The sequence below is a fragment of the Dactylosporangium sp. NPDC049140 genome (assembly GCF_040648435.1).
The window spans coordinates 70,956-93,495 of sequence record NZ_JBEZDS010000042.1 but is presented as its reverse complement, the minus strand read 5'-3'; the positions used below and the strand labels follow the sequence as shown (position 1 = coordinate 93,495).

Below are 22,540 nucleotides of genomic sequence, written 5' to 3'. Positions count from 1 at the left end.
CGATGACCCAGGCAACGGGCCGCATCGACCAGATCGTGTTCCGCTGGCGGTCCCGCTCGGCGGCCGCCGGCAACGACGGCGTCGGCCCCGACGCCACCTCGCTGCCCGAGTCCGCGGTCGCGTGGTGGGACGAGCGGCTGGCCCTGCGCATCACCCGCGCGCCCGGCCGCAACGAGCGCCCGTCGCTGGCCTACCTGCGCGTCGAGGGCAACGGGGTGATCCTGCACAAGGTGCCGGCCCGCGATGACCACGGCCGGCCCGGCGCCGCCATCGCGCACGCCCTCATCGGCCCGGCCGAGCTCGTCAACGTCCAGCTTGCCCTCGGCCTCGAGCACTGGCCGCACTGGGCCGGGCGCAACGACCCGGGCGCGTACCCGCCCGGCCGTCTCGCCGCCGTGCCCTACTCGGCCCTGCGCGAGCACGCCGACGCGGCCAACGCCCGCCCGGTCGCCGACCCCGGCCCGCTCTTCGACGAGCTGCTCGACCGGGTCCTGGCCAACCCGGCCGGCCCGCTGACCGTGGTCATGCCCGACGCGCCCGCCACCGCCCTCGTGCGCGGCCTCGTCGACGTGCTCGGCGACGTGCGCGACCTGACCTTCGCCGCCAACGAGGACGACGACACCGACCCCGACCTGCCCCGCCTGGTCTTCCTGGACGCGGTCACCGGCGGCAGCGGCTACGCGGCCACCCGCGACCGGCTCTACCCCGGCACGGGCGGCGGCCGGGTCGACGGCTTCACCCAGCAGCTGGCCGACATGTGGCGCCGCGGCGGCGCCGCCGAGCTCGCCCCGCTGCGCGGCGGCCGAAACATCGCCGGCTCCGCCGACGTGCGGCAGTGGCAGAGCGACGTGCTCGTCGGCGGCCGCATCCTGCAGACCACGCTGCTGCAGGCGGTCACCTCCGGCCAGGCCGCGCCCGAGCACCTGGAGCTGCTGCACACCGAGGCCGGGCAGCGCCAGATCGAGGCCGAGGCGGCCAAGCTCAACGACGGCGACCTCGCGGGCGCGTACCAGGCCTGGCAGGGCGGCGGGGCGCTCGCCGCGCGCCACCCCGGCGCGAGCCAGGTCGTCACCCGGGTCGTCGTGCAGCGGGCGATGCGCGCCGGGGCCAGCAAGACCCTGCGCGAGGCGCTGCGCCGCTCCGCCTTCGACCCCGGGCTCGTCGACAACCACCTGCGGGCCTGGGCCGGCCACGGCCGCAACGCGAGCGCCGGCCCGGCCGCGATCGTCGAGATGGCCCAGCTGGCCGCGTCCTTCGGGGTGCCGCCCGCGCTGCAGTCGCCCGGCGTCAAGGCGCTCCTGGACCGCATCGCGCTCGCCGATCTCATCGAGCTGGCCAACCGGCACACCGGCTCCGACGTGCAGATGACCGAGCTGCTGCTCAGCGCGGCCGAGGCCCGCCGGTTCGACGCCGCGGCCCTCGACGCGGCCCACACCGCGCTGGAGCGCACCGACTTCCTCATCTACTGCATCCCGTTCCTGCCCGGCGACGCGCACGTGGCCCAGGACCGCTGGTACCGGCTGCTGCTGGCCGTGTTCGGCGCGCAGCTCGGCGCCGAGCAGGGCCGCGAGCTGCACGACGTGCTGAAGTTCCTCGCGCGGGAGGACGCACCGGAGGTACCGCCGGCGCTGGCCTTTGCTCTTCGCCGGTTCCCGCCGAGCCTTGTGGGCAAGGCCCGGGTCGACCAGCTCGCGGCGCGGGACTTCTATCTGGCCGCCGGGCTCGACGACATCTGGCCGGAGCGCGCCGAGCTGCTGCTCGCCGAGCGGCGCACCACGCTGCGCCAGCGCACCGTCTCCAGCGGCACCGTGATGCGTTCCGCGGCCGTGCCCGACACCGAGCGGGCCGCGCGCATCCCGCCGCGGCTGTTGCTGCTGGTGGGCGGGGCCGCGCTCGTCGTGGTCGCCCTCGTCGCCGTGGTCATCTTTGCCCTTCAGGGAGGCGGCAGGTGAGCGGTCCGGAGCGCAGCGGAGGGGCCGCTCACCAGGAAACTCAGTTTGGCGTCGGGCCGGCGCCGGAGCTTGCGGAGGCGACGGCATGACCGAGTTCCGGTTGAGTATCGACTACGGCACGACGAACACCGTCGCGTACCTCCAGCCGCCCGGCGAGGCCCCGTTCGCCCTGCAGTTCGACGGCCGCCCGCTGCTGCCCTCGGCCGTCTGGGCCGACGAGCACCGCTCGCTCGCCACCGGCAACGCCGCCGTGCGCTCGGCCCGCCTCGACCCCGGCCGCTACGAGCCCAACCCGAAGCGGCGCATCGGCGAGCGGCGGGTGCTGCTCGGCGGCGACGAGTTCGACATCGCCCAGCTGATCGGGGCGACCCTGGCCCAGGTGTACGCCGAGGCCGTCCGCCTGGCCGGCACCGACCGGCTGCGGGTGGTGCTCACCCACCCGGCGGCCTGGTCCGCCGACCGGCAGGGCGTGCTGCGCGCCGCCGCCGGGCACGCCGGGCTGCACCAGCCGTCCCTCGTCAGCGAGCCCGAGGCGGCCGCGGCCCAGCTCATCGCGTCCGGCGCGACCGTCGCCGACGGCGACCCGCTCGTCGTCTACGACCTCGGCGCCGGTACCTGCGACGTGACCGCCGTGCTGCGCACCGGCCGCGAGTTCCAGCAGCTGGCCAAGGCCGGCCTCGACGACGTCGGCGGCCTGGACCTCGACGAGGTCGTCCAGCGGCGCGTCGGGCGCTCGGCCGGCGACCGCTACCCCGACGAGTGGGCGCGGCTCATGGAGCCCGAGGGCATGGACCGCTGGTCGGCCCGGCTGCTGTGGGACGACTGCCGCGGCGCGAAGGAACGGCTCAGCACCGAGCGCGTGGCCCGCGTCCAGGTGCCGCTCATCGACGAGGACGTGTCGGTGACCCGCGGCGACTTCGAGCGCGACGCCCGCGTCCTGCTGCAGCGCACGGTCGCGATGACCGAGCAGGTGCTGCGCCGCGCGAAGATCGGCCGGGACGACCGGGCCGAGCTGTTCCTCGTCGGCGGGGCGACCCGCACGCCCCTCGTGGGCACGCTGCTGGGCCAGGCGACGGGGCGCTCGCCGCGGCGGGTCGAGCACCCGGAGCTCGTCGTGGCCGAGGGGGCGCTGCGGTACCTCGCGATGCAGGCCAACGAGCCGCCGCCGCGCACCCGCACGACACCGCTGCCCGCGGCCCCGGTCTCGGCCCCGGTCCCCATGCCCAACGGCGGCACCCTGCGCGAGCCGGTCGCGACGACACCCCCGTGGGCGCCGCCCCCGCCCGAGGCCGCGCCGCCGACCCGCCGCGAGTCGGTGACGGTGAAGATGCCGCCGGCGCCCGCGCCCGTCCCCGTGGCGGGCCTGATGCCGCCCGCGTACGGCACGCCGCAGCCGGACAAGCGCAAGCTGATCCCGAACCCGTACCGCCACCACGGCCGGGCGACGCTCCGCTTCGGCGGGCTCTTCGTGGCCGGGGTCGTGCTGGGGCTCTTCGACGGCGTCCTGTTCACGCTGCTGAGCTGGCTGCTCATCCTGGGCGGCGGCGCGGGCCTGGCCTGGAAGCTGTTCCAGTGGGCGGTGAGCGCCCGCGACACCCGCCCGCTGCGCATCGACGGGACCGGCATCACGGTGACCAAGGGCGGCCACGACACCACGTTCCCGTGGTCGCTGATGGCGACGGTGTACATCCGGCCGTACCGCGGCAGCCGCTGGCTCGTCTGCACCCCGGCGAGCAACACGGCCCTGGGCAGCGACCACGGCACCGCCCGGTTCTGGTCCCGCCCGTACAGCGTCTTCTTCCTGACGAGCACCAGCGGCTTCGGCGACGAGCTCGTGAAGGAGTCGCTGGAGCAGTACGCGGGGGACCGCTACGCCCACTGACGGCCGGCCGCCGCGGCGGTTCCGTCCAGGGCGCGGGCGAAGGACAGCAGCTGCCGGGTGAGGCCGGTCGCGCGGTCGCCGGCCTGCTGCCGGGCCGGCCGCAGTACGCGGCGGCGGCGGGGTTCGCGGCGACGATGTCGAGGGTGACGGCGTCGAACAGCACGATCGGGTTCGGGCTGGCGTCGAACATCTGCCGGTAGTTGCGTTCGTGCTCCCGGGCGGCCTCCTCCGCGCGGCGAAAATCGGTTGTCCCCGGGCGCGCGGCCGGGGACCATCGACGGCATGACGTACTGACGGACCACCCCAGCCACCCGACCTCCGTCCGTGCCGTCTTCCGAAGGACTTCTCCTTTTGTCTGCCAGCGTCTCCCTTTTCGCGTCCGAAAACAGCTGGATCGAGACCGACGCCGTCGCGCAGTGCCACCACGTGGCCGCCCTCGACGGCATGGTGCACGTCGCCGGCATGCCCGATCTGCACCCCGGCAAGGGCGCCCCGATCGGCGCCGCGATGCGCTCGTCCGTGCTGTACCCGTTCCTCGTCGGCTCCGACATCGGCTGCGGCATCGCCGTGTTCCCGATCGCGCTCAAGAAGCCCTCGCCCGAGCGGCTCGCGGCGCGGTTCCCGGACCTCGACGTGCCGCTCGCGCCCGACGCCGACGACCCCGCGTGGGCGTTCGCGTCGCGGGGCAAGCCGGTGCCGGCCGGATACACGGAGGGCCTCGGCACCGTCGGCCGCGGCAACCACTTCGTCGAGCTCGCCCGCATCGGCTCCATTGAGGACGGTGCCCACGCGGAGCGGCTCGGGCTCGCGGCCGGCGCGCTCGTGCTCATCGTCCACAGTGGATCGCGCGGCCTCGGCGAGCGGATCCTGCGCGCCCACACCGAGGTGCACGGGGCCGGGCCCGCCGCGGACCCGCCCGCCTACCTCGCCGCGCACGACGACGCCGTGCGCTGGGGCTCGCTCAACCGGCGCCTGCTCGCGGCCCGGGTCGCGCTCGCCCTGGGCGCCGAGCCGGCCGAGCCGATCGTCGACGAGTGCCACAACCTGGTCGAGGTCCGCGACGGGCACTACCTGCACCGCAAGGGCGCCGCGCCCGGCGACGGCCGCGACGTGCTCATCGCCGGCACCCGCGGCACCCCGTCGTTCGTGGTGGCCGCGCACGCCGGGGCCGACGCCGGCTGGTCGGTCGCGCACGGCGCCGGGCGCAAGATGTCCCGGGCCGACGCGCTGCGCCGCGGGCGGGCCAAGCACACCGTCGAGGAGCTGCGCCGGACCCCGCTCGGCTCGCTCGTGGTCTGCGGCGACCGGCAGCTGCTGTTCGAGGAGGCGCCGACCGCGTACAAGCGCATCGAGCAGGTGATCGCCGACCTCGTCGCGCACGGGCTGGCGACGCCGGTGGCGGTGACCGTGCCGGTCGTCACCTACAAGACCGCCGACCAGCCGGCGGAGGCGCCGAAACGCGACCGGCGGCGCTCGTGGGCCCGGCCATGACGGTGTACCTCATGCTGTCGGCCGGCCGCGGCCCGCTGGAGTGCTCGTGGGCCGTGGCCGGGCTCGCCGCCCGCCTGGAGGGCGACGCGGCCCGGCGCGGGGTGGTGGTGCGGCGCGCGGAGAGCGTGCCCGGCGACCGGCCCGGGACCCTGCGCTCCGTCGTGCTGGGGCTCGACGGCCCCGGCGCGGAGGCGTTCGCCGCGGCGTGGACAGGCACCCTGTGCTGGCAGGCGTCCAGCCCGTACCGGCCGAACCACGGGCGCAAGAACTGGTACGTGACCGCCCGGCGCTGCTCGCTCGACGCCCCGCGCACCGGCTTCGACGAGACCGACGTGGACGTCGTGCCCTGCCGCACCGGCGGGCCCGGCGGCCAACGCCGCAACAAGGTGAGCACCGCGGTGCGGGCCACCCACCGCCCGAGCGGCCTCGTCGTCGTGGTCGACACCGAGCGCCAGTTCGGTCTGAACCGGAGCCTGGCGATGCGGAGGCTGCGCGAGCGTCTGGAGGAAGGCGACCGCGCCGCGGCCCAGACCCTGGCCGCGGCGCGGTGGCACGTGCACGACGAGCTGATCCGGGGCGACCCGGTCCGCACCGAGCGCCCGTGACCGGGACTCAGCAGGACAGGTTGCCGCCCGCGGGGACGCCGAGGATGCCGACGAACTGGTTGTAGAGGTTCACCCGGCTCTGCACCTGGGCGGGGTTGCCGCCGTTGCACTCGATGCTGTTGATGGCCCGGATGGTGGTACCGAAGCCCTGGCCGTTCACCATCGCGTTGTGCGACGTGGTGCCCGCGTTGCCGGTGCCGGTCATCCAGTACCACAGGCCGGTCTGCCACGAGATCGACGAGTTGGTGGCCACCAGGTCGGGGTTGTTGAGCAGGTCGACGCCGAGCGCGTCGCCGGCCGCCTTGTAGTTGAAGTTCCAGCTGAGCTGGATCGGGCCGCGGCCGTGGTATGCGGACTGGCCGGCGGGGCAGCCGTAGGGCTGGCTCCAGTCGCAGTACGTGGGCCAGTTGGCGGTGTTGATCTCGTTGATGTACACGAGCCCGCCGGTCTCGTGGCCGACGTTGGCCAGGAACGCCGCGGCCTCCTGGCGCTTGACGGTGTCGCTGCCGGTGGTGGCGAACGCGGGGTACTTCTTCATCGCGTCGGTCAGCCCGGCGTACGTGTAGAACCCGTTGCGGCTCGGGAACATCTGGTTGAACTGGGCCTCGCTGACCACGAAGCCGCTCGTCGACCCGCCGCCGCCGGTGTCACCGCCGCCGCTGCAGGAGAACGGGGACCAGAACCAGGTGCTGATCGTCGGGTCGTAGCCCGGGTTGTCGTGCGTCGCCTGGTAGTAGCCGCCGTTGGTGTACCGGACGATCGCTCCGGTGGCGTACCACTGCCCGGCCACCCAGTTCGGGTAGTTGCACGAGCCCGTGCCGCCGCCCCCGCCGGTGCTGCCGCCGCAGCCGCCGTTGTCGGCCCACACGCCGGACCCGCCGGTGCTGGGCACCTCGTGCTGCGTCCACCACTTGGCGGTCCAGTTGTGGCCGTTGTAGGACGCCTGCATGCCGCCGGTGTAGACGGTGGCGTCGGCGTAGGCCGGTGCGCAGGCGGCGGCCGCGTCGGCGGCCGCGGTCGGCAGGAGCGCGGCCGCGGCGCCGGCGAGCATGAGGCCCGCCGCGGCCACGAGCGCGAGCAGTCGTTTCTTGGGCATGGGGGTAGAGACCTTCCCGGGAGGCGGGCGATCGAAGGCTGTCCATCCCCATTAGTAAACAAGACTTAGTGATTTGTAAAGAGTGTTACGTGATTACGCTCCGTGGGACCTCGTTGGCGTGCAGCAGGTCGGTCAGCTCGGCCACGTGGGCGGCGACGTCGGTGAGGTGCGCGTTGTGCCCGAAGGAGCGCGGGCGCGGGATGTCCACGGTGATGATGCGCTGGACGCGGCCGGGGCGGCTGCTCAGCACCGCGACCCGGTCGGCCAGCAGCACCGCCTCCTGGATCGAGTGGGTGACGAAGATCGTGGTCGGCCGCATCTCCACGTGCACCTGCTGCAGCTGCCCGGCCAGCTCCTCGCGGGTCAGCGCGTCCAGGGCGGAGAAGGGCTCGTCCATGAGCAGCACGCTCGGGCGCTGGATGAGGGCCCGGCACAGGGCGACCCGCTGCTGCATGCCGCCGGAGAGCTCGTGCGGCAGCCGGCGGTGGAAGCCGGCCAGGCCGACCGCGTCGAGCAGCGCCTGGGCCCGGTCCCGGTCGGGCGGGCGCACCCGGCCGCGGATCTCCAGCGGCAGCAGCACGTTGCCGAGCACCGAGCGCCACGGCAGCAGGGCCGGGCGCTGGAACATCAGCGCGACGTCGGTCCGCGGGCCGGTGACCGGCGCCGAGGCGACGGCGACCCGGCCCGCGCTCGGCGTCAGCAGCCCGGCGACCAGCCGCAGCAGCGTCGACTTGCCGCAGCCGGACCGGCCGATGACGGCCAGGAACTCGCCGGCCGCGACGGTCAGGTCGATCGCCCGCAGCGCCTCGACGTCGCCGGAGCGGGTGCGGAAGGTCCGGGACACCCCGGCCAGCTCGATCATGACCCCTCCTACGCGGAGATCGCGCGCGCCCAGGGCAGCAGCAGCCGCTCCAGGCCCACGACGAGGTAGAACAGCGCGATGCTCAGGATCGCCAGCAGGGTGATGGCGGCGAACGCGAGCGGGGTGTCCAGCGAGGTGCCGGACAGCACGACGACGGCGCCGAGCCCGCCGTTGGGGCTGCTGATCTCGGCCACGACGGCGCCGATGACCGCGAGGGAGATGCCGAGCTTGAGCCCCACGAACACCTGGGGCAGCGCCCAGGGCAGGCGCACCTTGAGGTACGCCTGCCACCACGACGCCGACAGCGACGTGGCGAGCTCGCCGAGGTCGGCCGGCGTCGAGGACAGCCCGGCGGCCGCCGACACCACGATCGGGAAGAAGGCGATGAGCACAATCATCACGATCTTGGGGCCGGAGCCGTACCCGATCCAGACGATCAGCAGCGGCGCGAGCGCCACCTTCGGGATCGAGTTGAGCGCGACGAGCAGCGGCATCGTGGCCCGCTCGACCGCCCGGGACATGGTCAGCACCATCGCGATGAGCAGGCCGGCGACCAGCGCGATCAGGAATCCGATCGCCGTCATCTGCAGCGTCGACCACGCCTCGGTGAGCAGGTACTCCGGCTGCGCGCGGAACGCCGCGACGACGTCCAGCGGCGAGGGCAGGAAGAACGACCGGATGCCGAACACCACGGTGACGCCCCACCAGAGACCGATGAACGCCGCCGCCCCGACGAGGGGCAGCGACGCTCCGGCCCAGCGTGATCTCATGACCCGCCCGGCCGCCGGCCGATGGTGGAGTACGTGAAGTGGCTCCGGACAACCAGCCGGGGGTCCTGCACCGCGGCGTACAGCCGCTGGATCCGCTCCTCCGTGAACCCGGCGGCGATGAAGTCGTCGTGCAGCTGGGCGACGTTGACCGCGATGAGCAGCGCGCCGGGGCTGCCGCCGGGCCACGACGCGGCGTCGATGGCCGTGTCGACGCCGACGAGCCCGTTGGCCAGCATGGTGGCGTGCACCCGCGCCGCCCAGGCGGGGTCGTTGCCCCGCCCGGGCAGCACCCGGTTCACCAGCGTGTCGCGGTACTCGTCGATGAGCCCGGCCGCCTCGTCGTCCGGCGCGGCCAGGCACAGGTTGCCGAACTCGGTCGCCCATTCCTCGATCACCAGCGCGCCGCCCGGGGCCAGCGACTCCGCGAGCCGGGCCAGGACGGCCTCGCGCTGCGGGATGTGCAGCAGCACGAGCCGGGCGTGGATGACGTCCCACGGGCCGTCCGGCACCGGCTCGGCGACCAGGTCGTGCCGCAGCACGCGGAACCCGGCGTCGAGCGGGATGTGCCGGACGTTGAGGTCGGTGGCCAGCACGTCGCCGGTCGGCCCGGCCTGCTCGGCGAACCAGCGGGCGACGCTGCCGCCGCCCGCCCCGACCTCGAGGCAGCGCTTCCCGGCCAGGTCGCCGAGCGTGCCGAGCCGCTGGAACGTGAACGGGTCGAGGATGTTCGACAGGTGGCTGTGCCGGCCGACGGACTCCGGGTCGTCGTTGTCGAAGGAGTACCGCGACGGGCCGGGCTCGATCGAGGTGGTCATGCTCAGGCCTTCGGGGTGAGCGAGAAGTCCACGACCGCGTCCGGGGTGAGGCCGGCCGGGATGAGCCCGGAGCCCTGGAGCGTGGCGATCGCGCGGGCGACCCGCTCCTGCTCCATGACGCCGATCCCGCTGCCGGAGGTGACGTACGGGGTCATCAGCGTGATCTCGCCGACGGCGGCGGTGACGTCCGCGGCGGGCTGGGCCTTCTTGAGGATCTGCGCGGCCTCGTCCGGGTGCTCGATCGTGTACTTGAGCGCCTTGAGGCTGGCGTCGCGGAACCGGCGGGCCAGGTCCGGGTTCTCCTTGGCGATCTTCGACGTGGTGATGATGCCGTTGCCGTAGAGGTCGCCGAGGTACTTGCTGTAAGGCAGCACGACGGTCTTCTTGCCGCCGGCCGCCTTCTCGATGCCCTTGGAGCCGATGAGGAACGTGCTCAGGGCCTGCACCTGGCCGCCGGCCAGCAGCGCCGGGAGCTGGGCGGGCTGGGCGTTCACCCACTGGATCTTGGTCGGGTCGATGCCGGCCAGCTTGGCGTAGCCCGGGAACAGCAGCTGGTTCACCGAGCCGGTGGCGGCGCCGAGCTTCTTGCCCTCGAGGTCCTTCGGCGCGGTGATGCCGGCGCCGTCCAGCGCGATGATCGAGACCAGGGTCTGCTGGTGGATCGCGGCGATCGTGCGGAAGTCCTTGTAGTCGCCCTTGCCGGCGAGGATCCACGCGCCGATCAGGTCCAGGTTCGCGAACTGGGCCTGGCCGGCCGCGAGGCCCTTGAGGTTCTCGCCGGTGGCCGCGCCGAGCTGGATGGTGACGTCGAGGCCGGCCTCCTTGAAGTACCCCTTGTCCTGGGCCACCCAGGCGAACGCGTCGCGGCCGACCGCGCCGAACGCCGTCAGGTAGGTGACCTTGTCCGCCGGCTTGTCCCCGCCGGCCGCCGCGGGCTGCGGATCAGCCTTCGACGAGCACCCGCCCGCGCCGACCAGCACCACGGCGAGCGCCGAGATGAGCAATGTGCGATAACGTCTCACGGCCGAACCCCCAATTTTCAAGTTCTCAACTTTTCAGTGCTCAGCGTTCGCGGTTCGTACAATTGTTCTAACCGAGCAGGCGCCAACGGCCGGCGCGGGCCTCGAGCATCGTCAGTGATTGCGGCGCGAAGCCGGAATGATTGTCGGGTGTGAATCGAATGGAGCCGCTGAGCCCGTCCACCTGTGCGGTTTCCAGCCGGGTCCGTAATGTGGCACCGTCGATCGAACCCGACTGGACCACGGCATTCGCGATGAGCTGTAAGGCGTCCGCCGCGAATGAGGCATGACCGTGGTAGGTGGAGTAGCGCGACGTGTAGTCCTGGAACCATTGGCGCCGGGCCGCCTTCGCGGGCGTCGTCGCGATGACGTCGTCGATGGCCAGCGTCGGCGTGAACACCAGGGAGGTGCCGTCGGTGCCGGCGAACGGGCCGCCGAGGAAGAGGTCGCCCGCGGCGACGGCGTCGAGGTAGACCTGGCCGTGGTAGCCGCCGGCGCGCACCGCTCCGACCGCGAGCGCCGCCTGCGGGGGATAGCCCCAGATCACGACCGCGTCCGGGTTGCCGGCCAGGGCCGTGTGGGCCGCCTTGCTCAGGTCGCTGTCGGCCGGGGCGAACTGGGCCCGGGCGACGACCTTCGCGCTGATCTTGCCGGCCTCGCGGGCCAGGGCGTCCGCGCCGCGCTTGCCGTAGGCGTCGTCGCTGGCCAGCAGGGCGACCTTGCGCTGGCCGGCCCGGCCGAGCTCGCTGGTCAGCACGACGGCGTCGTCGTCCGCGCTGGGGGCCAGGCGGAAGATGTACCTGCGCTCCGCGGCCGGCGCGATGACGTCCGCGACCGGCGACAACGCGATCGTCGGCAGGTGGTCCTGCTCGATCACCTTGGCCGCGCCGCTGGTGCAGTCCGCGCAGGTGCCGGTGATGAGCGCGGTCACCGACGGGTCCGCGGCGAAGGCGGTGATCTGGGTCAGCGCGGTCGCCGGGTCGCCCCGGTTGTCCTGGACCCGCACGGTCAGCTTGCGCCGGCCGAGCAGCCCGCTCGCGTTGATCTGCGCCGCCTTGAGCTCCAGCGCCCGCTGGTAGGCCACGCCGATATCGGCCGCACTGCCTGACAGTTCCAGGCTTGCCGCCACGACGATATCGGCCCCGTTCTCGACATTTTCCGATGTGCAAGCACCGGTCGATGTCAGGGTCACCGCCAGCATCGCCGCAACAGAGCGCCAGCGCCGCAAGTCGATTCCCCTCGATCAAATCCGCGTTCATTCGGATGCACACCTTGCCAACTCGCACGAGGGTGGTCAAGTGGTTCGAAATGCGCGTTCCGGCGGTGTTGCTGAATCTCGTGTTAACAACCTGTTGAAATTGCCTACATCCCCTGGTGTGATCTACTCAGTGGTCTCGGTAAATGCCCTGGTAGCCCTGTTGATCGACTCGGATCGCTCCGGCGGCGCCGCGGCCCGCTGGGCCGAGAGGGTTTCCGGGATCGGCCAGTTCATGGTTATATGCCGTGTCCTGCGTCCCGAGGCCGCCGGGTTCCACCTGCCCGAACGTCACACTCGCCGGGATCGTCATAGGCGACCGACCGCGGAGATACTGCGCATGCCCGCATCGAAGAGGCCGTCCGGTGGCGGATTCCGTCTGCGCCGGCCGCGGCTGGCCAACGCCCGGATCCGGTCCAAGCTGGGCCTGATCCTGCTCGTGCCGCTCCTGGCCATCGTCACGCTCGCCGCCCTGCGCCTGCTCGACGCGGGCGGCCGGGCCAGCGACGCGTCCGCCGTCGGCGCCCTCACCCGGCTGTCCGCCGACGTGTCCGGCGTCGCCCAGGAGATCCACCTTGAGCGCATGGCCGCCGCGGCCCTGCTGTCCTCGCCCGAGGCGAAGTCGGAGGCGTACAACCGCCAGATCGTGCGCACCGACGCCGCGGTCTCCGGGTACACCAACCGCCGCGGCTCCCTCGGCGACGTGCCGGCGGGCGTGCGGGACCGGCTGGAACGCATCGACGACCAGCTCCAGGCGCTGTCGGCGATCCGCAAGGACGTCGGCGCCCGCCAGGGCGTGTCCGTCGGCGAGGTCCTGCTGCGCTACGGGGTGGTCATCGACGACCTCGTCGCCTACCGCGAGGCCGTGGCCCAGGTCAGCACCGACCAGACGCTCTCCGACGAGCTGCGCGCGGCCGCGGCGTTCTCCAAGGCCAAGGCGCGGGTCGCCGAGCAGGAGGCGGTGAGCTACGCCGCGCTGAAGGCCGGCTCCCTCGACTCCCACCAGCTCGCCGCGCTGCTGGCCACGCTCACCGGCCAGCAGGAGGCGTTCGTCGCCTTCTCGCTGTCGGCGACCGTGCCCCAGCGCCGCATCGTCGAGTCCTCCATCGCCGGCGACGCGACCCAGATGGCCGACGACCTCACCAGCACCCTGCAGCGCAGCGTCGGCCAGCCGCGCACGGTCGAGGCCGAGGACGCCGTGGCCGTCTTCGGCGCGGTCAACGACCTCATGCGCTGGACCGAGGCGCGCCTCGACGACCAGCTCGTCGGCGACGCCGCGGCCATCGGCGCCGCCGTCCGCCGCCAGGTGGTGATGGAGTCCGCCGTCCTGTTCGCGGTGCTGGCGCTCGTCGCCGGCCTGGCGTTCGTCACGGCCCGCTCGATGGTCCGGTCGCTGCGGCGGCTGCGGCAGACCGCGCTCACCGTGGCGCACAACGACCTGCCCGAGCTGGTGCTGCGGCTGCGCGACGCCCGGACCGTGCAGGAGCGCTCGCCGCAGGAGATCGCCGATCAGGTCCGGGGCCCGGCCGGGTTCGAGAGCCGCGACGAGATCGGCGAGGTGGTGCGGGCCTTCGACACCGTGCACCGCGAGGCCGTCCGGGTCGCCGCCGAGCAGGCCGTGCTGCGCAACAGCGTCTCGACCATGTTCCTCAGCGTGGCCCGCCGCAGCCAGACCCTCGTCGACCGGATGATCGGCCAGCTCGACCGGATCGAGCGCGGCGAGGACGACCCGAAGCGGCTCGCGCAGCTGTTCCAGCTCGACCACCTCGCCACCCGGATGCGGCGCAACGACGAGAACGTCCTCGTGCTCGCCGGCGCCGACACCGCCCCGCCGCGCCGCCAGGACGCGCCGCTGCAGGACGTGGTCCGGGCCGCCCAGTCCGAGATCGAGCTCTACGAGCGGATCGAGTTCGGCGACATCGACGACGACCTCGCGATCGCCGCCCCGGCGGTCAACGACGTCGTGCGGCTCCTGGCCGAGCTGCTGGACAACGCGACCCGGTTCTCGCCGCCGCACGCCCCGGTCGTCGTGTCCGGCCAGCGCCTCGGCGACCGCGCGATCGTCCGGGTCGAGGACCGCGGCCTCGGCATCGCCCCCGAGGCCCTGCCCGAGTTCAACCGCCGCCTGGCCGAGCCGGCGCCGGTCGACGTCGGCGCGTTCCGGCTCATGGGCATCGCGGTCATCAGCCGGCTCGCGGCCCGGCACCGCATGACGGTGCAGCTGCGCGACAACCGCGGCGGCGGCACGGTCGCCGAGATCGCGATGCCGGGCAGCGCGCTCGTGCTGCCGCGGACCCCGGTCGGCTCGCTGCCGGCCCGGCGCCCGGCCGCCGCGCCCGCCCGCGCCGAGCCGGCCCGGCCCGAGCCGCCGCGTCCGGCGCCGGTCCGGGTCGAGCCGACGTTCCAGGACCGGTGGGCGGATCTCGTGGCCCCGGTGTCCGCGCCGATGCTGGCCGAGGCCGACGACGACACCACGGAGCTGCCGATCTTCCGCGAGATCGAGGCGACCTGGTTCCACGAGCGGGGCCACAGCGCGATGACCGGGCCGACGCTGCTCGCCCCGGCCGGCCGGCCGGCCCCCGGGGCGGCGCCGCCGTCGGTACCCGTGCCGCCTCCGGCCGACGCCGCGGCGGCGTCCGCGCGCTGGCGCACCCGGGCCGACGACGGCTGGCGGGCCGCGGCCGCGGCGCAGAAACCGTCCACGGACGCCAGCACCCGCTCCGGCCTGCCGATCCGCTCGCCGCAGGCCCAGCTCGTGCCGGGCAGCGTGCCCGACCGGCCGCGCAAGCTCAACCGGCCCACCGCCGAGGAGCTGCGCGGGCTGCTTTCGTCGTACCAACGCGGAGTGCAACGCGGGCGTCAGGCCGGCGCGGGAACCACCGACCACGCCCAGGCAACGGAGGAGAATCGCAGATGACGGGGTCCGGCGCACTGGAGAGCCTGAGCTGGCTGCTGGACAGCTTCGCCCAGCCACTGGAGGGGGTCGCGCACGTCATCGCGGTGTCGGCCGACGGCCTGCTGCTGGCGGCCACGGGCGACCTCCCGCCCGACCGGGCCGAACAGCTCGCCTCCATCACCGCGGGGCTGGTCAGCCTCACGTACGGCGCGGCCCGGCACTTCGAGGGCGGCAACGTGCAGCAGACGATCGTGCACATGGAGGCCGGCTACCTGATCCTCATGGCGATCAGCGACGGCTCGTCGCTCGTCGTGCTCGCCGCCCGCGACTGCGACGTCGGCCACATCGGCTACGAGATGGCGCTGCTGGTCGAGCGGGTCGGCCAATCGCTGGTGTCACCTCCGCGCGAGACAGTGGCCCGGTAGGCAACTCCGGCGGGGAGAGCGGCTGAAGGGCGGGCGGCGATGGTGGTGGGCGGGGAGGACGACCCGCGCGGGGCTCTGGTGCGTCCGTACGCGGTGACCCGCGGCCGGACGGAGCCCACGCGCGAGATCGCGATCGAGGCCGTGATGCTGACGATGCGACAGGGGGTCGAGGCGAGCCGGTACGCCGGGCGTGACTGGCAGCGCATCGCACACCTGTGCACCGACCGCCCCCAGTCGCTGGCCGAGATCGCGGCGTGCCTGCGCGTGCCGCTCGGCGTCGCCCGTGTCCTCGTGGCCGACATGATCACCGAAGGGATCCTGACTCTGCACGAGCCGCTCGAGGCCGGCGACACGCAGGAACGGATCAACGTCTTGGAAAGGGTTCTCATTGGACTCCGCAACCTCTGAGCGGCTACGCCCGGGCGCGGACCGGGTCACCGCCGTGAAGATCCTCATCGCGGGCGGGTTCGGCGCCGGCAAGACCACGCTCGTCGGCGCCATCTCGGAGATCACTCCGCTGACGACCGAGGCGGTCATGACCGCGGCCGGCCTGGGCGTCGACGACGCCACCGCCGTCCCGGCGAAGAGCACCACGACCGTCGCCATGGACTTCGGGCGCATCACGATCGCCAAGGACCTGATCCTGTACCTCTTCGGCACCCCCGGGCAGACCCGCTTCTGGTTCATGTGGGACGAGCTCGTCCGGGGCGCCCTCGGCGCGGTCGTCATCGTCGACACCCGCCGCATCGAGGACAGCTTCGCCGCCCTGGACTTCTTCGAGCACCGCGGGCTGCCGTACCTGGCCGCGGTCAACTGCTTCGACGGTGCCCCGCGCTACGACGCCGAGGAGGTGCGCCAGGCGCTGGCCATCGCCGGGCACGTGCCGCTCGCCCTGATCGACGCCCGCTCGCGGGACTCGGTGAAGCAGACCCTGATCACCGTGGCCGAGCACGCCCTGTCGCTGCTGACCACCCACCCCTGACCCGGTCCGGCTCAGGTCACCAGGTGCTCGAGGCCGGTCAGGGCGAGCACCTGGTGCACCGCGCCGCCGCGCGGTGCCCGCAGCCGGAGGCCGGCCGGGTCGGCGCCGGCGTCGAGGCGGTGCAGCAGCCGGACGCCGCCGCTGGACAGCAGGGTGACCCCGGCGAGGTCGAGCGTCACCGGCAGCAGGCCGCCGCGCCCGGCCGCCCGCACCGCGCGCTCCAGCTCGCCGGCGGTGGCCAGGTCGACGGGGCCGGAGACGCGCAGCACCCGCGGCCCGTCCGCGCCGGCCTCGATCCGGAAGGGCACCTCGCGGGCCTCCGCCGCCGGCTCGGGCGGGGCCGCTCCCGCGCTCACCTGCGCCGGCCGCTGCAGCCGGTGCTCGATGGTGACCGCGGTGCCCAGCTCGCCGGCGGCCACCTCGACCCGGTCGGCCAGCGCCCGCATGAGCATCAGCCCGCGGCCGCGGTCCTGCGGGTCGTCCGGCGCGGGCCGCCACCGCCCCCGGTCCGTCACGGTGAGCCGGAGCACGCCCCGCTCGTCCAGGCCCGCGGCGACGGTGAACTCCCCGGGGTCGCCGGCGCGGTACGCGTGCTCGACCGCGTTCGCGGCGGCCTCCCCGAGCGTGTGCTGCACCGCCTGGGCCGGCAGGGCCGGGACGCCGAGCGCACCCAGCCACGCCCGCATCGCGACCCGCACCGCGGCCAGGCTGGCGGGGATCGCGGGCAGCCGCAGCGCGGGCGGCTCCGGCGGCTCCGGCTGCCGCTCGGCGACCAGGACCGTGACGTCGTCGCGGTACCCGGCCCAGGCGAACCGCTCGACCAGCAGCGCGCCGAGCCGGTCGGCGGTCAGGGCCGGCAGCGTGCTGCCCGGCGCGACCGGCTCGGACAGCACCGCCGTGGCCACCCGGGCCAGCTCGGCCTGGCCGGCCGACAGGGCCTGGCCGGGGCGCTCGATCAGCCCGTCGGAGTACAGCACGACCAGCTCGCCGGGGCCGAGCCGGTCGTGGTGCCGCCGGGCCGGCTTGCCGTCCGCGCCCAGCGGCCCGGTGGGCGCGCCGTCCAGGAAGCGGGCGGACCCGCCGGGGCCGAGCAGCAGCGGCGCCGGGTGGGCGCGGGAGGCGTACTCCAGGTCGCCGGTGCGGGGATCGACCACCACGAGGCAGACGGTGGCCCCGACGGCGGCCGGGAGGCAGCCGGCGAGGGTGTCCAGGCGCCGCAGCGAGTCGAGGACCCCGGCCCCGGAGACGAGCGCCTGCAGCGCGACCGCGCGCAGCTGCCCCATGACGCCCGCGGCCTCGGCGCCGTGCCCGACGACGTCGCCGACGAGCAGGGCGACCCGGTCGTCGGGCAGCACGACGCTGTCGAACCAGTCGCCGCCGGCCGCCGCGTCGGCCCCGGCCACCACGTAGCGCGCCGCGATCCGCAGCCGGGGCAGCAGCGGCACCCCGGCCGGCAGCAGGCTGCGCTGCAGGCCCAGCACCACGTCGCGGGCCTCCCGGTAGCGCCGCTCGGAGTCGTCGGCGCGCGCCTCGACCGCCTGCCGCTGGCGCACCCACCGGGTCGTCTCCACGATGTGCACGACCATGCCGGTCACCGCGCCGTCCGGGCCCCGGGTCGGCAGGAACGTGTACGTGTAGAAGTCCTCCTCGAGGTGCCCGTCGCCGTCGCGGTCCACCAGCACGCGCCGGTCGGCGTGGGAGACCGGGTGGCCGGTCGCGTACACCTCGTCGATCATCTCGAAGATCTGCTGCCCGGCCATCTCCGGAACGACCTCGCGGATCGGCCGGCCGACGATGCCCTCCCGGTCGCCGACGCTGGCCCGCGCCGCCCGGTTGGCCGCGACCACCCGGTGCTGCGGCCCCGCGAACGCCCACAGCACCGCCGGCATCTCCTCGAACGCCCGTGCCACCTCGCCCGGGTCGCCCGCCGGATGCTGTGCTCGCGTCACCGCAACAGCATGCCACCAGGCGCTCTTCGTCGCCTCCGCCGCGGGCTGGCTATGCTCCCGCCCATGACCGTCCCGGCCTCGTGGTGGCACCGGTGGCGCGGCCTGCCCGTCCTGCTCCAGGACGCGGCGGGGGCCGCCGGGCTGCTCGCGGTGTCGCTGGTGCCGGGCATGGCCGGCGTCGGCGCCGACCTGCCCGAGTTCCCCGACCGGCCGCTGGACGCGCGCGGCTGGGCCCTCGTGGCCGCGCTCTGCGCCCCGCTGGTGCTCCGCCGCCGGTGGCCGGCCGTGTGCGCGCTGCTCACAGCGGCCGGCTTCGGCCTCTACCAGTGCCTGGGCTACGCGCACTCCGCGGCCACGCTGGCCTTTCCCTTCGCGTTGTACGCCCTCGGCGCGCACCAGCGGCGCCGCCGCTGGGCCCTTCCGGCGCTGCTCACCGGCGGCTACGTCGCGCTCGTGGTGGCCCTGCACCGGATGGGCTCGGGGCAGACGATCATCCAGTACACCGAGTTCTGCGCCGTCCTGGCCGCCTTCTGGGGCGCGGGCCGCTGGATGCGCCGGCAGCGCGCCGCCGCGGAGCAGCACCGCCGCGACAGCATGGCCCTCGCCGTCGCGGCCGAGCGCGCCGTGATCGCCCGCGAGCTGCACGACGTCGTGACCCACCACGTGACCGCGATGGTGCTGCAGGCCGATGCGGCCGGGCTGGTGCTCACCAGCGACCCGGGCGTGGCCGGGGCGGGTGTGGCCGCGGTGAGCAGCACCGGCCGGGAGGCCCTGGGGGAGCTGCGGCACCTGCTGCGCGTGCTCGACGCGGACGATCTCGGCGACCATCCGGTGGCCGGCCGCATCGCCGACCTCGTCGAGCGGACCCGCACGCTGGGGCAGCCCGTGGACTGGCGCGAGGAGGGCGAGGCCGGCCACGCCGGCGGCGGGGTCGACCTGACCGTGTACCGGGTGGTGCAGGAGTCGCTGACCAACGCCGTGAAGCACGCGCCCGGGCGGCCCACCCTGGTCCGGGTCGCACACTCCGAACACGCGGTCGAGGTGGAGGTACACACGGAAGGGTCTTCGGCCGTGCCGGGCGGCCCGGCGCGCACCGGTCGCGGCCTGGCCGGCCTGCGGGAACGGGTGAGCGTGTTCGGCGGCTCGTTCGAGGCCGGGCCGACGCCCGCCGGCGGCTTCCTGATCCGCGCGTCGATCCCGGTCGGGGTGGCGGGATGAGGATTCTGGTCTGCGACGACCAGCCGCTGATCCGCACCGCGTACACCACGATCTTCGGCGTCCAGCCCGGGTTCGCCGTGGCCGGCGCCGCCGCCGACGGCGAGCAGGCCGTGCGGCTGGCCCGCGAGCTGCGGCCCGACGTCGTGCTCATGGACATCCGCATGCCGGTGCTCGACGGCATCGAGGCGACCCGCCGCCTCGCCGGCCCCGAGGTCGCCGACCCGCTGACGGTGCTCGTCGTCACGACGTTCAACCTCGACGAGTACGTGTACCGGGCCCTGCGCGCGGGTGCGGCCGGCTTCCTGCTCAAGGACGCCCAGCCGGCCGAGCTGGTGGCCGCGGTACGCACGGTCGCGGCCGGCGACGCCCTGGTCGCGCCGGCCGTCACGCGCCGGCTCATCGGCCACTTCGGCGAGCGGCTGCGCCCGTCGCCGGGGGTCGACGGGCCCGCCGCGCTGCTCGCGCCGCGCGAGGTGGAGGTGCTCAAGCTCATCGCGCGGGGAATGTCGAACGCGGAGATCGCGGCCGAGCTGACGCTGAGCCAGGAGACCGTCAAGACGTACGTCTCCCGGATCCTGACCAAACTGGACCTGCGCGACCGGGTCCACGCGGTGGTCTACGCATTCCAGAGCGGCCTGGTCCGCTCCGGAGCGTGACGGCCCGGTAGTCCCTCGCGCGAGCCACACCGGATGTCCACGGCGGGGTGACGTTTCCAGCCTCGTCGATCCCTACGGTTGGCCGGCATGAGGTTCATCCTGCGCTTCCCGCTCATGCTGATCGCGGCCTTCGCGCTCCTGGCCGTCACCGAGGGCGTGACCGCGGCGCGCTCGGACGACCCGACGTGGGCGGTGTCGGCCGGGTTCACGAGCGCGGTCGTGGCGGTGGTCGGGTACGCCTGGCTGAGCCGCTGGATCGAGCGCCGCCCGGCCGCCCCCGAGGTGTCCCCGTCCAACGCCGCGCGCTGGCTGCTCCCCGGCCTCCTGCTCGGCGCGGCCGCCTTCGGCTTGGTGATGCTGGGCATCCGCCTGCTCGGCGGCTGGGACACGCAGACCCGCGGCTCGTTCGAGGGCCTGGCCGTCACGGCGGGCATCATGGCGTGCGTAGCGGCAAACGAGGAGATCCTCTTCCGCGGCGTCATCGCCCGCATGATCGCCGAACGCTTCGGCGGCTGGGCGGCCCTGATCGTCTCGTCGCTGCTCTTCGGCGCGATGCACCTGATCAACGCCAACGCCACGGTCCAGGCCGCGCTGGCCATCACCCTGACGGGCGGCCTGCTCTTCGGCGTCCTGTACCTGGCGACGCGCTCGCTGTGGCTGACGATCGGGTTCCACTTCGCCTGGAACACGGTGCAGGCGGGTGTCTTCGGCGTGAGCTCGTCGGGCGAGGATGCGGCGCATTCGCTGTACCGCACGACGCTGACCGGGGCGGACTGGCTGACGGGCGGCACCTTCGGGCCGGAGGCGAGCGTGGTCACGCTGGTGGTCATCACGGTACCGGCGCTGATCCTGCTGGCGTTCACCGCCCGAACCGCCCGCCTCCGCCGTGCGCCGGCCGTGGCCGTGGACCGCGCCTAGGGGTTGAGGCCGGCCGCCGCTTCCACAACCGGCCTCCTGTACGGATGACTCGTCGAACTGCTCGTCGCCGCCCTCGCGTCAGCGCAGGGCGGCGGCGCCGGACTCGCTCAGCCAGTCGTTCAGCGTGCGCAGGCCGGGGTGGATGACGCGCAGGGCCTCGATGTCCGCGTGCCAGCCCCCGCCGGTCTCCCAGCGGCGCAGGGTCTCGGCGAACATCGGGCTGAGCGCGGCCGCCTCGTCGGGCGGGATCTGCTCGTACCGCAGCGGTGCGCCCGTGGCCGCGCTGATCGCCGCGGCCGCCTCGACCGGGGTCGGGTCGTCGCCGGCCAGCTCCAAGGTCCGCCCCGCGTACCGGTCCCGGTCGGCGAACGCGAGGGCGGCGAAGTCGGCCACGTCCTCGAGCGCGATGATCTGCATGGGCTCGTCCGGTGGGAACAGATGCCGGTGTACCCCCTGGACGATCCCGTCGACGCCGAGTACCCCGGGGCCGATGTAGTTGGTCATGAAGCGCACCGGGCGCAGGACCGTGGCGAACCTGATGCGCTCGAGCAGGTACCGCTCGATGAGCTTCTTGCCCTCGGCCGACTGCTCCCGGCGCGACGACGACGCGACCGTGCTGAGCACGACCTGCTCGACCCCGGCCTCGGCGGTCGCGTCGATCAGGGCCCGGCCCCGGGCCGCCTCCAGGGCCGTGTCGAACGTGGCCGGCGGGATGGCGAACACCGCGGCGGCGCCGTCGAGCGCGGACGCGAGGCTCGCCGGGTCGTCGAAGTCGCCGGGTACGAGTTCGGCCCCGGCGGCGGCCAGGGCGGCGGCGGCCGGTTTCGTGGCGTCGCGGACCAGGGCCCGGACCGGCCGTCCGAGCGCCAGCAGCCGTCGTGCGGTGGCGCCGCCCTGCTTCCCCGTGGCGCCGGTGACGACGATGGTCCCGGGCCTGCGTGATACTGACATGAACCGGAACGATCCACCCGCTTGCCGGCCGACGACAAGGATTTCGTGACATGAGCGCCGAACGCACGGACGGCCGCCGCAACCGCGAGACCGTGCTGCGCACCGCGATGCGGGTCTTCGCCGACGACGGGCTGGAGGTACCGCTGAGCCGGATCGCCCAGCGTGCCGGGGTCGGGGCCGGGACCGTGCACCGGCACTTCCCGAGCAAGGAGATCCTCGTCGAGGCGGTGCTCGCCGAGCACGTCCGCGGCCTGGTGCGCGCGGCCGGGCGGTGGGCCGCCCGGGCCGCGCCCGGCGACGCGCTGCTCGGCTTCCTCGTCGAGGCGATCGAGCAGTCGAGCGGGCGGATGAGCGTCTGCGCCGCGCTCACCGCGGACAAGAGCTGGCCCCGCGCCGAGCTGGCGGCGGCCGCGCAGGACTTCGGCCGGGCCCTGGACCGGCTGCTGCACGCCGCCCGGCGGGCCGGCGCGGTGCCGGCCGGGGTGGAGGCCGACGACCTGGCCGCGCTCATCGCCGGCGGCGCGGCCCTGCGCTCGGCGCACCACAGCCGCGCCCGCGGCGCGCGCCTGGTGCGGCTGCTGCTCGACGGGCTGTTCACGAAACGCGGCGAGTTTCGTGACAACGAGCCCGGGCGGCGTCACGAAACGGGGCACTGCCTGGAGTGCGGGGCCCGGCTGCACCGGCACACCACCGGCCGCCCGCCCAGCTACTGCGGCCCGACCTGCCGCCAGCGCGCCCGTCGGCGCCGCCCGGTCGCCGACCGCGCTGCCGCCGATTAGGCGTTCATCCGCTATTCCG

The 22,540-nt window shown here is 74.3% G+C and carries 20 protein-coding genes and 1 pseudogene; 12 read left to right on the top strand and 9 right to left on the bottom strand.

Translation table 11 applies throughout. From position 1 onward, the window contains the following. Window positions 1–2 precede the first annotated feature (2 nt). Both AB0B76_RS43995 and AB0B76_RS43990 read left to right on the top strand, forming a co-directional pair. Window positions 3–1,952, top strand: a complete 1,950-nt coding sequence (locus AB0B76_RS43995; protein ID WP_360387338.1) for a hypothetical protein — start codon at window positions 3–5, stop codon at window positions 1,950–1,952. Window positions 1,953–2,037: 85 nt separating this feature from the next. Continuing rightward, window positions 2,038–3,834, top strand: a complete 1,797-nt coding sequence (locus AB0B76_RS43990) for an Hsp70 family protein (RefSeq protein WP_360387336.1) — start codon at window positions 2,038–2,040, stop codon at window positions 3,832–3,834. A gap of 94 nt (window positions 3,835–3,928) precedes the next feature. Here the strand turns inward: AB0B76_RS43990 and AB0B76_RS43985 are convergent. Beyond that, a pseudogene (locus AB0B76_RS43985) lies at window positions 3,929–4,024 on the bottom strand (PAS domain-containing protein); the annotation flags it as partial. Window positions 4,025–4,185: 161 nt separating this feature from the next. On the opposite strand from AB0B76_RS43985, the gene AB0B76_RS43980 reads away from it, so the two are divergent. Next, window positions 4,186–5,325 carry an RNA ligase RtcB family protein gene (locus AB0B76_RS43980; protein WP_360387333.1) on the top strand — a complete coding sequence of 380 codons (1,140 nt, stop codon included), beginning with the start codon at window positions 4,186–4,188 and terminating at the stop codon, window positions 5,323–5,325. After that, window positions 5,322–5,930, top strand: a complete 609-nt coding sequence (gene prfH, locus AB0B76_RS43975; RefSeq protein ID WP_360387330.1) for a peptide chain release factor H — start codon at window positions 5,322–5,324, stop codon at window positions 5,928–5,930. The genes AB0B76_RS43980 and prfH overlap by 4 nt, the downstream gene beginning before the upstream one ends. A 7-nt stretch (window positions 5,931–5,937) precedes the next feature. Here the strand turns inward: prfH and AB0B76_RS43970 are convergent, their stop codons facing one another. The 6 genes from AB0B76_RS43970 to AB0B76_RS43945 form a co-directional block, all read right to left on the bottom strand. After that, window positions 5,938–7,026 carry a glycoside hydrolase family 19 protein gene (locus AB0B76_RS43970; RefSeq protein WP_360387327.1) on the bottom strand — a complete coding sequence of 363 codons (1,089 nt, stop codon included), beginning with the start codon at window positions 7,024–7,026 and terminating at the stop codon, window positions 5,938–5,940. A gap of 85 nt (window positions 7,027–7,111) precedes the next feature. Continuing rightward, window positions 7,112–7,888 carry an ABC transporter ATP-binding protein gene (locus tag AB0B76_RS43965; RefSeq protein ID WP_360387325.1) on the bottom strand — a complete coding sequence of 259 codons (777 nt, stop codon included), beginning with the start codon at window positions 7,886–7,888 and terminating at the stop codon, window positions 7,112–7,114. Between the two features lie 8 nt (window positions 7,889–7,896). Then, complete coding sequence (locus tag AB0B76_RS43960) at window positions 7,897–8,658, bottom strand: ABC transporter permease (RefSeq protein WP_360387322.1); 762 nt, start codon at window positions 8,656–8,658, stop codon at window positions 7,897–7,899. Further along, on the bottom strand, window positions 8,655–9,473 hold the full coding sequence (locus AB0B76_RS43955) for a class I SAM-dependent methyltransferase (protein ID WP_360387320.1): 819 nt from the start codon (window positions 9,471–9,473) through the stop codon (window positions 8,655–8,657). The genes AB0B76_RS43960 and AB0B76_RS43955 overlap by 4 nt, the downstream gene beginning before the upstream one ends. A gap of 2 nt (window positions 9,474–9,475) precedes the next feature. Next, window positions 9,476–10,495 (bottom strand): ABC transporter substrate-binding protein, encoded by a 1,020-nt coding sequence (locus tag AB0B76_RS43950; protein ID WP_360387318.1) that lies wholly within the window; start codon window positions 10,493–10,495, stop codon window positions 9,476–9,478. A gap of 67 nt (window positions 10,496–10,562) precedes the next feature. Next, a complete protein-coding gene (locus AB0B76_RS43945) occupies window positions 10,563–11,621 on the bottom strand; it encodes an ABC transporter substrate-binding protein (RefSeq protein WP_360387315.1) in 1,059 nt (352 codons plus the stop codon). A 466-nt stretch (window positions 11,622–12,087) separates the two neighbouring features. Here AB0B76_RS43945 and AB0B76_RS43940 point away from each other — a divergent pair, with 466 nt between their 5' ends. From AB0B76_RS43940 to AB0B76_RS43925, 4 genes are read left to right on the top strand one after another with little or no spacing between them, the layout of a single operon-like run. After that, window positions 12,088–14,664: a sensor histidine kinase gene (locus AB0B76_RS43940; RefSeq protein WP_360387312.1), complete on the top strand. Its 2,577-nt coding sequence runs from the start codon at window positions 12,088–12,090 to the stop codon at window positions 14,662–14,664. Next, the gene (locus AB0B76_RS43935; protein WP_360387310.1) at window positions 14,661–15,068 is read left to right on the top strand and encodes a roadblock/LC7 domain-containing protein; all 408 of its coding nucleotides are present in this window, start codon (window positions 14,661–14,663) and stop codon (window positions 15,066–15,068) included. The genes AB0B76_RS43940 and AB0B76_RS43935 overlap by 4 nt, the downstream gene beginning before the upstream one ends. A gap of 39 nt (window positions 15,069–15,107) precedes the next feature. Next, window positions 15,108–15,476 carry a DUF742 domain-containing protein gene (locus AB0B76_RS43930; protein ID WP_360387308.1) on the top strand — a complete coding sequence of 123 codons (369 nt, stop codon included), beginning with the start codon at window positions 15,108–15,110 and terminating at the stop codon, window positions 15,474–15,476. Further along, window positions 15,457–16,050, top strand: coding sequence for an ATP/GTP-binding protein (locus AB0B76_RS43925; RefSeq protein ID WP_360387306.1), 594 nt, complete (start codon window positions 15,457–15,459; stop codon window positions 16,048–16,050). Before AB0B76_RS43930 ends, AB0B76_RS43925 begins: the two co-directional genes overlap by 20 nt. 11 nt (window positions 16,051–16,061) lie before the next feature. Here the strand turns inward: AB0B76_RS43925 and AB0B76_RS43920 are convergent, their stop codons facing one another. Further along, window positions 16,062–17,999 carry a SpoIIE family protein phosphatase gene (locus AB0B76_RS43920; protein WP_360387303.1) on the bottom strand — a complete coding sequence of 646 codons (1,938 nt, stop codon included), beginning with the start codon at window positions 17,997–17,999 and terminating at the stop codon, window positions 16,062–16,064. A 63-nt stretch (window positions 18,000–18,062) separates the two neighbouring features. Here AB0B76_RS43920 and AB0B76_RS43915 point away from each other — a divergent pair, with 63 nt between their 5' ends. From AB0B76_RS43915 to AB0B76_RS43905, 3 genes are all read left to right on the top strand, one after another. Continuing rightward, on the top strand, window positions 18,063–19,217 hold the full coding sequence (locus AB0B76_RS43915; protein ID WP_360387300.1) for a histidine kinase: 1,155 nt from the start codon (window positions 18,063–18,065) through the stop codon (window positions 19,215–19,217). Then, window positions 19,214–19,873: a response regulator transcription factor gene (locus AB0B76_RS43910; protein WP_360387298.1), complete on the top strand. Its 660-nt coding sequence runs from the start codon at window positions 19,214–19,216 to the stop codon at window positions 19,871–19,873. Before AB0B76_RS43915 ends, AB0B76_RS43910 begins: the two co-directional genes overlap by 4 nt. An 87-nt stretch (window positions 19,874–19,960) precedes the next feature. Further along, window positions 19,961–20,791: a CPBP family intramembrane glutamic endopeptidase gene (locus AB0B76_RS43905; RefSeq protein WP_360387295.1), complete on the top strand. Its 831-nt coding sequence runs from the start codon at window positions 19,961–19,963 to the stop codon at window positions 20,789–20,791. A 78-nt stretch (window positions 20,792–20,869) separates the two neighbouring features. On the opposite strand, the gene AB0B76_RS43900 is transcribed toward AB0B76_RS43905, so the two are convergent. Then, window positions 20,870–21,742, bottom strand: a complete 873-nt coding sequence (locus AB0B76_RS43900) for an NmrA family NAD(P)-binding protein (RefSeq protein ID WP_360387293.1) — start codon at window positions 21,740–21,742, stop codon at window positions 20,870–20,872. Between the two features lie 50 nt (window positions 21,743–21,792). Between AB0B76_RS43900 and AB0B76_RS43895 the strand changes: the two genes are divergently transcribed. After that, window positions 21,793–22,521 carry a helix-turn-helix domain-containing protein gene (locus tag AB0B76_RS43895; protein WP_360387291.1) on the top strand — a complete coding sequence of 243 codons (729 nt, stop codon included), beginning with the start codon at window positions 21,793–21,795 and terminating at the stop codon, window positions 22,519–22,521. The last annotated feature ends 19 nt before the right edge of the window (window positions 22,522–22,540 follow it).

What these genes read in the sequence shown, in the direction of transcription:
- AB0B76_RS43995 (WP_360387338.1), top strand. Translation starts at nt 3, where the DNA reads ATGACCCAGGCAACGGGCCGCATCGACCAGATCGTGTTCCGCTGGCGG.
- AB0B76_RS43990 (WP_360387336.1), top strand. Translation starts at nt 2,038, where the DNA reads ATGACCGAGTTCCGGTTGAGTATCGACTACGGCACGACGAACACCGTC.
- prfH (WP_360387330.1), top strand. Translation starts at nt 5,322, where the DNA reads ATGACGGTGTACCTCATGCTGTCGGCCGGCCGCGGCCCGCTGGAGTGC.
- AB0B76_RS43970 (WP_360387327.1), bottom strand. Translation starts at nt 7,026, where the DNA reads ATGCCCAAGAAACGACTGCTCGCGCTCGTGGCCGCGGCGGGCCTCATG.
- AB0B76_RS43965 (WP_360387325.1), bottom strand. Translation starts at nt 7,888, where the DNA reads ATGATCGAGCTGGCCGGGGTGTCCCGGACCTTCCGCACCCGCTCCGGC.
- AB0B76_RS43960 (WP_360387322.1), bottom strand. Translation starts at nt 8,658, where the DNA reads ATGAGATCACGCTGGGCCGGAGCGTCGCTGCCCCTCGTCGGGGCGGCG.
- AB0B76_RS43955 (WP_360387320.1), bottom strand. Translation starts at nt 9,473, where the DNA reads ATGACCACCTCGATCGAGCCCGGCCCGTCGCGGTACTCCTTCGACAAC.
- AB0B76_RS43940 (WP_360387312.1), top strand. Translation starts at nt 12,088, where the DNA reads ATGCCCGCATCGAAGAGGCCGTCCGGTGGCGGATTCCGTCTGCGCCGG.
- AB0B76_RS43935 (WP_360387310.1), top strand. Translation starts at nt 14,661, where the DNA reads ATGACGGGGTCCGGCGCACTGGAGAGCCTGAGCTGGCTGCTGGACAGC.
- AB0B76_RS43930 (WP_360387308.1), top strand. Translation starts at nt 15,108, where the DNA reads ATGGTGGTGGGCGGGGAGGACGACCCGCGCGGGGCTCTGGTGCGTCCG.
- AB0B76_RS43915 (WP_360387300.1), top strand. Translation starts at nt 18,063, where the DNA reads ATGACCGTCCCGGCCTCGTGGTGGCACCGGTGGCGCGGCCTGCCCGTC.
- AB0B76_RS43910 (WP_360387298.1), top strand. Translation starts at nt 19,214, where the DNA reads ATGAGGATTCTGGTCTGCGACGACCAGCCGCTGATCCGCACCGCGTAC.
- AB0B76_RS43905 (WP_360387295.1), top strand. Translation starts at nt 19,961, where the DNA reads ATGAGGTTCATCCTGCGCTTCCCGCTCATGCTGATCGCGGCCTTCGCG.
- AB0B76_RS43900 (WP_360387293.1), bottom strand. Translation starts at nt 21,742, where the DNA reads ATGTCAGTATCACGCAGGCCCGGGACCATCGTCGTCACCGGCGCCACG.
- AB0B76_RS43895 (WP_360387291.1), top strand. Translation starts at nt 21,793, where the DNA reads ATGAGCGCCGAACGCACGGACGGCCGCCGCAACCGCGAGACCGTGCTG.